This window comes from Bacillus sp. MBGLi79, from assembly GCF_002953915.1.
On record NZ_CP026521.1, the window covers coordinates 2,727,932 to 2,735,022 of the forward strand.

8 protein-coding genes are annotated in these 7,091 nt (G+C 44.4%); 2 read left to right on the forward strand and 6 right to left on the reverse strand.

Annotation, left to right across the window (positions count from 1 at the left end):
* Positions 1-6: 6 nt before the first annotated feature.
* The 4 genes from C1T29_RS13690 to C1T29_RS13705 form a co-directional block, all read right to left on the reverse strand.
* Complete coding sequence (locus C1T29_RS13690; protein ID WP_095431664.1) at positions 7-1,188, reverse strand: acetyl-CoA C-acetyltransferase; 1,182 nt, start codon at positions 1,186-1,188, stop codon at positions 7-9.
* A 127-nt stretch (positions 1,189-1,315) separates the two neighbouring features.
* On the reverse strand, positions 1,316-2,047 hold the full coding sequence (locus C1T29_RS13695; protein ID WP_095431665.1) for a glycerophosphodiester phosphodiesterase: 732 nt from the start codon (positions 2,045-2,047) through the stop codon (positions 1,316-1,318).
* Between the two features lie 77 nt (positions 2,048-2,124).
* Positions 2,125-2,745 carry an N-acetylmuramoyl-L-alanine amidase family protein gene (locus C1T29_RS13700; protein WP_095431666.1) on the reverse strand — a complete coding sequence of 207 codons (621 nt, stop codon included), beginning with the start codon at positions 2,743-2,745 and terminating at the stop codon, positions 2,125-2,127.
* 19 nt (positions 2,746-2,764) lie between these two features.
* Positions 2,765-3,061 carry a hypothetical protein gene (locus tag C1T29_RS13705; RefSeq protein WP_069150774.1) on the reverse strand — a complete coding sequence of 99 codons (297 nt, stop codon included), beginning with the start codon at positions 3,059-3,061 and terminating at the stop codon, positions 2,765-2,767.
* Positions 3,062-3,368: 307 nt separating this feature from the next.
* Here C1T29_RS13705 and C1T29_RS13710 point away from each other — a divergent pair, with 307 nt between their 5' ends.
* Positions 3,369-3,521 (forward strand): hypothetical protein, encoded by a 153-nt coding sequence (locus C1T29_RS13710; RefSeq protein WP_141237718.1) that lies wholly within the window; start codon positions 3,369-3,371, stop codon positions 3,519-3,521.
* Positions 3,522-3,593: 72 nt separating this feature from the next.
* A complete protein-coding gene (locus C1T29_RS13715; protein ID WP_095431667.1) occupies positions 3,594-4,712 on the forward strand; it encodes an NADH-dependent flavin oxidoreductase in 1,119 nt (372 codons plus the stop codon).
* 140 nt (positions 4,713-4,852) lie between these two features.
* Here C1T29_RS13715 and C1T29_RS13720 read toward each other — a convergent pair whose 3' ends face one another.
* Both C1T29_RS13720 and C1T29_RS13725 read right to left on the reverse strand, forming a co-directional pair.
* Positions 4,853-5,125: a hypothetical protein gene (locus C1T29_RS13720; RefSeq protein WP_231516497.1), complete on the reverse strand. Its 273-nt coding sequence runs from the start codon at positions 5,123-5,125 to the stop codon at positions 4,853-4,855.
* Between the two features lie 12 nt (positions 5,126-5,137).
* The coding region (locus C1T29_RS13725; protein ID WP_331281192.1) for a glycosyl hydrolase family 28-related protein at positions 5,138-7,091 on the reverse strand (1,954 nt) is incomplete at its 5' end.

Here is a 7,091-nt window from a genome sequence, read left to right on the forward strand (position 1 = left end):
CATGTTTTAATGAACCTGCACTAAGACGGCATCTCCTTGGGCTGCCCCACTGCAAATGGCGGCAACACCCAGTCCCCCTCCCCGTCGCTTTAATTCATAAACGAGCGTCATGAGAATTCTCGCTCCGCTCGCGCCGATCGGGTGGCCGAGCGCGATCGCACCGCCGTTCACATTTACTTTTTCAAGATCGAAACCTACGATTTTTTCACATGTTAACACAACAGAAGCAAACGCTTCATTTACTTCAAACAAGTCAATATCTTGGGCAGTTAAACCGTTCTTTTTCAGGAGCTTATTAATGGCAAACCCCGGTGCTGCCGCCAGTTCATGCGCTGGCATTCCCATAGTTGAAAAACCAAGAATTGTAGCCAGAGGCTGTTTGCCAAGCTCAGCTGCTTTTTCCTCCGACATCAGCACGAATGCGCCAGCTCCGTCATTGACCCCGGGAGCATTGCCGGCTGTGATCGAACCATCACTTGTATAAATCGGAGAAAGTTTCGCGAGCTGATCCAGGCTTGTGTCACGGCGAATCGCTTCATCCTTATCAACAACGTTTGATTTTCCTTTTCGACCGATCCAGTTGACGGGAACAATTTCATCCTGAAATTTCCCTTCATCGGCTGCTTTAGCTGCCCGCGCATGGCTTCTCAACGCCCATTCATCCTGCTCTCTTCGTGAAATTGAATATTCCTTGGCCGCTGTATTTCCGTGAACAGCCATATGCACTTCGTCAAATGCGCACATTAACCCGTCATACACCATTAAATCCCTAAGCTCGCCGTCCCCCATCCGTGCTCCCCAGCGTCCAGCGGGAATGGCATACGGAATATTGCTCATGCTTTCCATCCCCCCGGCAACAAGGATGTCCGCATCCTGCGCCCGAATCATTTGATCACATAAAGTGACAGCGCGAAGACCCGAAGCACAGACTTTATTCAGTGTTTCTGACGGCACACTCCAAGGCATTCCAGCAAGACGGGCAGCTTGACGGGAAGGGATCTGTCCTGAGCCGGCCTGGACAACCATGCCCATGACATTTCCTTCTACATCATCTCCAGAGACTCCAGCCCGTTGCAACGCCTCCTTCATCACAATGCCCCCAAGCTCGGCAGCTTTCACCTCTTTCAATACTCCGCCGAATTTGCCAAATGGCGTTCTTGCAGCACTTACAATGACTGTTTTCCTCATGGTTTCACCTCATTCAGAAGATAGACAGCGCTTACAAATTCTAGTTGTCTTCTATGAATGTATGCTTTGAAACGGGCACGAATGTATGAAAAAAGAAGGCTGTGTCAACAGCCTTCTTCTAAAGCAACTATTCATTTTTCAGCAATGCCGCAGCCTTTGCAGGAAAATCGGTAAACATGCCGTCTGCTCCCAGTTCAATGAGGTGCTTCATATCTTCCGGCCGATTGACTGTATACGGCCTTACCTTAATCGAACTGCTCCTCATTTTCTTCAGCACTTCATCTGTGACCCCTGGGCTGTTTAGCTTCGGGTGATAGCCGGTAGCTGGAATAGACGCGATATATTGATCCGGCTGATAAAGCACATCAGCAGTTAATACCGCCCGTTCGATATGGGGCGCAAGCTGAGCGCACAGTGCTACACTTTCATGATTAAATGTGGATAGGATGACTCTCTCCTCTATATTGAATCGCTTCACTGCCTCCAGCACTTTTTCTTCCATTCCCTCATAGCGAATCACGCTGTTTTTCAATTCAATGTTGATGAGAAAATCCTTTTTTACCGCCCACGAGAGCACGTCTTCTAATAGTGGCACTTTTAGATCGCTGTACGCCTGATCGTGACCTGCGGCCGCATTCGCAGTCTTGATCACATCATAGGCTGTATCCTTCACGAATCCTTTAAGCGATGTCGTGCGGTTAAGCCTTTCATCATGAATCACAACAATGCGTCCGTCTTTCGTCAGCTGTACATCAAGCTCTATCCCGTCCGCTCCGGCTTCAATTCCTTTTTCAAATGCAAGCATTGTATTTTCGGGAAAGTGTCCTGATGCCCCCCGGTGGGCAAAAATCTTTGTCATCGTTTCACCTCAAGCCCTAAGTTTTCTCCATTATACTTATTTTGTCGGATCCACTCTAGGATTAAGGCTATATTTATCTACTGATCATAATAAGAATCAATGCCGTTGACAATCGCATCTGCTGCCTTTTGCTGGTATTCTTCATTTCCCAGCTTGTCCGCGTCAGAGCTGTTCGTGATAAACCCAAGCTCCGCCAACACACTTGGCATTTGTGAATATGTAATGACGTAAAAGTCTGATTCTTTCACGCCCCTGTCTCTCGTTTGTAAGGATGAAACGAGCTGCGACTGAATATCGGCTGCCAGACGCCGGCTGTTTTCCCCTTCATAATCAGATTGAAAATACGTTTCTGTTCCTGAAGCTGAAGCAACCCCGGAATTTACATGAATGCTGACAAAAAGATCAGCGTGATTGGCACTTGCCTTTGCGACTCTGTCCTCCAAGGTCAGAAAATGATCGTCTGATCTGGATGCAACAGGATTGGCTCCCTCCTCTTTCAGCTTGTCCGTCACATGCTCTGAAACAGCCAAATTAATATCCTTTTCAAAGAGCCCGTTTCCGACTGCTCCACTGTCTTCACCGCCGTGTCCGGCATCAATATACACGGTTTTCCCTTCTATCGGCTCTGCTGCCTGTACACAAGGCGCGAGTGTCAAAGCCAATCCACACAGCGCCAAGCTCCTCCATAACATTCTCAACTTTCTCCCTCCGGTCTCTTTATGACGAATTCTTTCGCAGCTGAATATCTTCCAGCTGTAAAGTCCCATTATCCTTCTTTGTATATTTCACTAAAACTTTTGTCTGGTCTGGCAAGGATTCACATTCATCACGTTTATCCTTCGGAACTTGTATCATGGTTTCTTCTCCATTGAGAGAAACCGCAATCGTATGAGGATCAGCCGAGCCAATAAATTTTCCCTCTTCGGTAAACCTTGGTGCTGAGTCATCCGCACTTGCTACACTGCATCCCGAAAGAAAAAGCGCAGTAAATAGCAAAAGAACCGTTTGTTTCACACGATCACCTCTTCCTGATGTTTGGCTTTTATCTTTGACCAGAATGGCGGATTTGTAAAGACAACATGAATGCAGGCGATCAAGTTCCATGATTTTCAAAAGGGCTATACGACCCGATCATTTCCTGTTGTTAGAAAGATAACGAGCAGTTTTGTCTATGAGGATGGCTCTAAATGAGGCGCTAATTAGAAAAAATTAGCGGAAAGAAGCAACTTTTTATTCATTTTTAAAAATTTGTGAATTGGGTGAGCAAATGGTTTGACTGCTAGATCAGCCAGGCGTAACCTTTGAAAGGATATTTCCATTATTGAAAGAAGTTAACACCATGAAAAAATTCGTTCTGCTGCTGGCGGCCGCTCTCATCACATGCTCCATCGGCCACCAAATCAACGGCGGCTACAAAGGCCCTGAAAAAGAGCGGCGAAAATATCACTCTGCACTCAAGATATTCAGCCGGTAAAGCAGATCAATTGCATTAATTTTTACATATAGGCTAGAATATGTGCGAATCCAAACGAAAGAAGATGATCAAATGAATCCTAAGTATAAGCCGCTGTTTGAACCCTTCACGTTTAAAAGCGGTGTTACAATCGACAACCGGATCGCAGTCGCACCAATGACTCATTACGCTTCTAATGAAGACGGTACAATTTCTGAAGCAGAGCTTGACTACATCATCCCTCGTTCAAAAGAGATGGGAATGGTGATTACAGCCTGCGCAAATGTCACACCGGACGGAAAAGCATTTCCCGGGCAGCCGGCCATCCACGACGATTCCAACATTCCGGGTTTAAAAACATTAGCACAAGCCATTCAGGCACAAGGCGCTAAAGCCGTTGTGCAAATTCATCATGGCGGCATCGAATGCCCATCTGAGCTCGTTCCTCAACAGGATGTTGTGGGGCCAAGTGACGTGTTTGATAATGGCAAACAAATTGCTCGCGCATTAAAAGAAGAAGAAGTGGAAAACATTGTGAAGGCGTTTGGAGAAGCGACAAGACGCGCCATTGAAGCCGGCTTTGACGGTGTCGAAATTCACGGTGCAAACGGCTACTTGATTCAGCAGTTTTATTCTCCAAAAACCAATCAGCGCACGGACCGCTGGGGAGGAAGCGATGAGAAACGATTAGCCTTCCCTCTTGCTATTGTTGACGAAGTGAAAAAAGCCGCTTCAGAACATGCGAAGGGCGCGTTCTTAGTCGGCTACCGTCTGTCTCCAGAAGAACCTGAAACACCAGGATTGACAATGACTGAAACCTTTACGCTTGTTGACGCTTTAGGGGATAAAGAATTGGATTATCTTCATATTTCACTGATGGACGTGAACTCAAAAGCACGCCGCGGTGCAGATCCAACTCGCACACGCATGGACTTATTGAATGAACGTGCCGGAAACAAAGTGCCGCTGATCGCCGTCGGTTCCATCCATTCCGCAGATGACGCGCTGGCCGTCATCGAAAACAGTATTCCACTAGTCGCAATGGGACGAGAAATTTTAGTTGACCCTGACTGGGCGGTAAAAGTAAAAGAAGGCCGTGAAAAGCAAATCGAAACAGTAATCAAAGGCACAGATAAAGAAAAATATCATTTGCCTGAACCGCTATGGCAAGCCATTGTGAACACGCCTGGCTGGGTGCCTTATAAAGATTAATATGAAAAGACTGCCGAAACGGATTCGGCAGTCTTTATTTCCTTCCATAAACAAAATTTGCACATAAGAAAATCTAGAGTACTTAAAGAATGGACAAAACGTTATCAAAACTAAATATTGGTACTACTATCAATCAACATTTATAATTTTTTTGCAGAAAGTAATTCAACAGCTTCCGTTAGTTGTTTTAATTGTATTCTTAGATCTACAATTTCTTGTTTTATACTGGTTTGCTTCTCAAACTCAACATGGTTACCATTACCATCTTCCAGATGTACATTTTTAAGATTAACACCCTCTACCAGAACAGCTCGGCTACCATCCTCTCTATAAGCAGTTACATTGTTACTGTCATCAGATAACATAGCTGAAGCAACCTCAATTCTTTCATCTCCTATTATGAGAAACAACACAGTGACCACTCCTTATATAACGTCTTTTGCGTCAGTCTTTGAGTCTGAAGAATTATCGACAATGCCTCCTACTGTCCAACTTCCCCGGCAGTCATTACCGTACCGTATAACTTCACTAACCGAACTTGTTATATAAATCCCGGCCCGTGCAAGAGTCGAAGCTGTTGAGATCGATCGGCACATATTGCCCGCAAGTAAAATCCGCTTTGATCCATTAGCAATTCGGATTGCTTCATATACTCCATATTCTGTTTGGCCAGCACCTGTTATGAGATTCCCAGTGATAACTGAAGCGTGGACCTTAGATTGTTCTATACCGTAACGTTTGGGTTCACGGATAAGGTTCCCATTAATCAATAAATCAGAACACTCTCCAAACGCTGCTATGGCATCTCGTCCTACAAAGTTAATTTGATTTCCTCCTGAAACATTAATGCCTGTACAGTCATTCAGCCTTACGCCATCTCCTGATGCATCTGATATTTGGTTAGTAGCTACAATGCCTCCGAAAACTGCATCAAGCCTTATACCCGCTTGGTTTGATCCACCAACCGCGTTTATTATATTTCCAGAGATAACTACATTATGGACAATACCTTCATTATTGAAAAAACCTCGTATATAAATTGCCTCGTTCTCAACTGTATTATAGATTCGATTATTATGAATTGTTACATCTCTGAAATCCTGAGATTTCGATAACTGTTCAAAATTATCATTAAGGGTATGACCAGGATTTGTAGGATCGATTGCGCTTATGGTAATCCCATAGTGACAGTTTCGCAGAGTGTTTCCAGAAATATTTGTTGCATTCCAGTTGTATCCGCGTATAGCCCATCCCGTGGTTCCGTCAAATGTATTGTCGTAAATCGAAATATTTTCATGCCAATATCCGATTGTCGATGAGTGGGAACCAACGCCCCGAGGCCACGCTTGCGTTCCCGGAGTTCCTGACGCTCCAAAATAACATCCTGTGACTACACCATCCTTACATACAGTAAAATCATATCTTCCAAATGGACCAAATACCCCCGGGCGTTGCGCTAAGTCTATCTGGATTGCCTCCGAAAATGAGCGCGTACCGTCCGGATCAAAGAAACCGAGAAAATTACAGTGGAAAGCACCGAATCTATGACAAGAGTTAAATTCAATCCCGTGAAAGCTTCGAATATCTTTAAACGTGACATTCTTAACGTAGATATCTCTCCCATGTCCAAAAGAAAAGCAATTTGACCCTCTCTCAATTTGCAAACCTCGACAATCCCACGTCCCGCCGTCGATAATTATATTTCCATTTCCTTCATAACCGCTATATTGTACTGTACCATCACCATTTACGCCCATATGATCACCAAAGTAGTTAAGAAGGGTAGCATCCTTTGCAATAACTAGCGTATTCTCCCAAAAGACAAGAGGCGCTTCTAATTTAAAAGTACACCCTTTCGGTATATAAACTCGAACACCCTCGCCATTTTTAGCAAGATCCAGAGCAGCTTGAATAGCAGGCGAAGCGTCAGTTTTCCCTGTTGGATCTGCACCAAATTCTAGAACATTAACTTCTGGTAATAATTCTAATCGTTTATATAATCTCTCAAAGTCATAATCCACGCGGTCCTTGGCAGTTGAGTGCGTTGTTGAATCCAAAGCAACGCGGAGATCTACGACTTCTTTCACATCTGTTCCGTCATGATTTACAACTAAATTAGTAAATCGTGTATCTAAGTTGTCGATACGATTACCTACATCAAATATTCCGTGAGATATCTGACGGGAATCGTGTGATCTTATTGAGCATTTATGTGCATTAAGTTCTTTCGTCACATCTAAAAAGCCGCGCTCAATCTCTTCAAAATTTTCGTTGAGATTGTTACGGAAGATTCGATCAAATATAGCTCCGACCCGCTTTAAAAGTACGTTAACCATATAATTCTCCCTCTTTTCAATTAATATATTGATTTTTGATCGA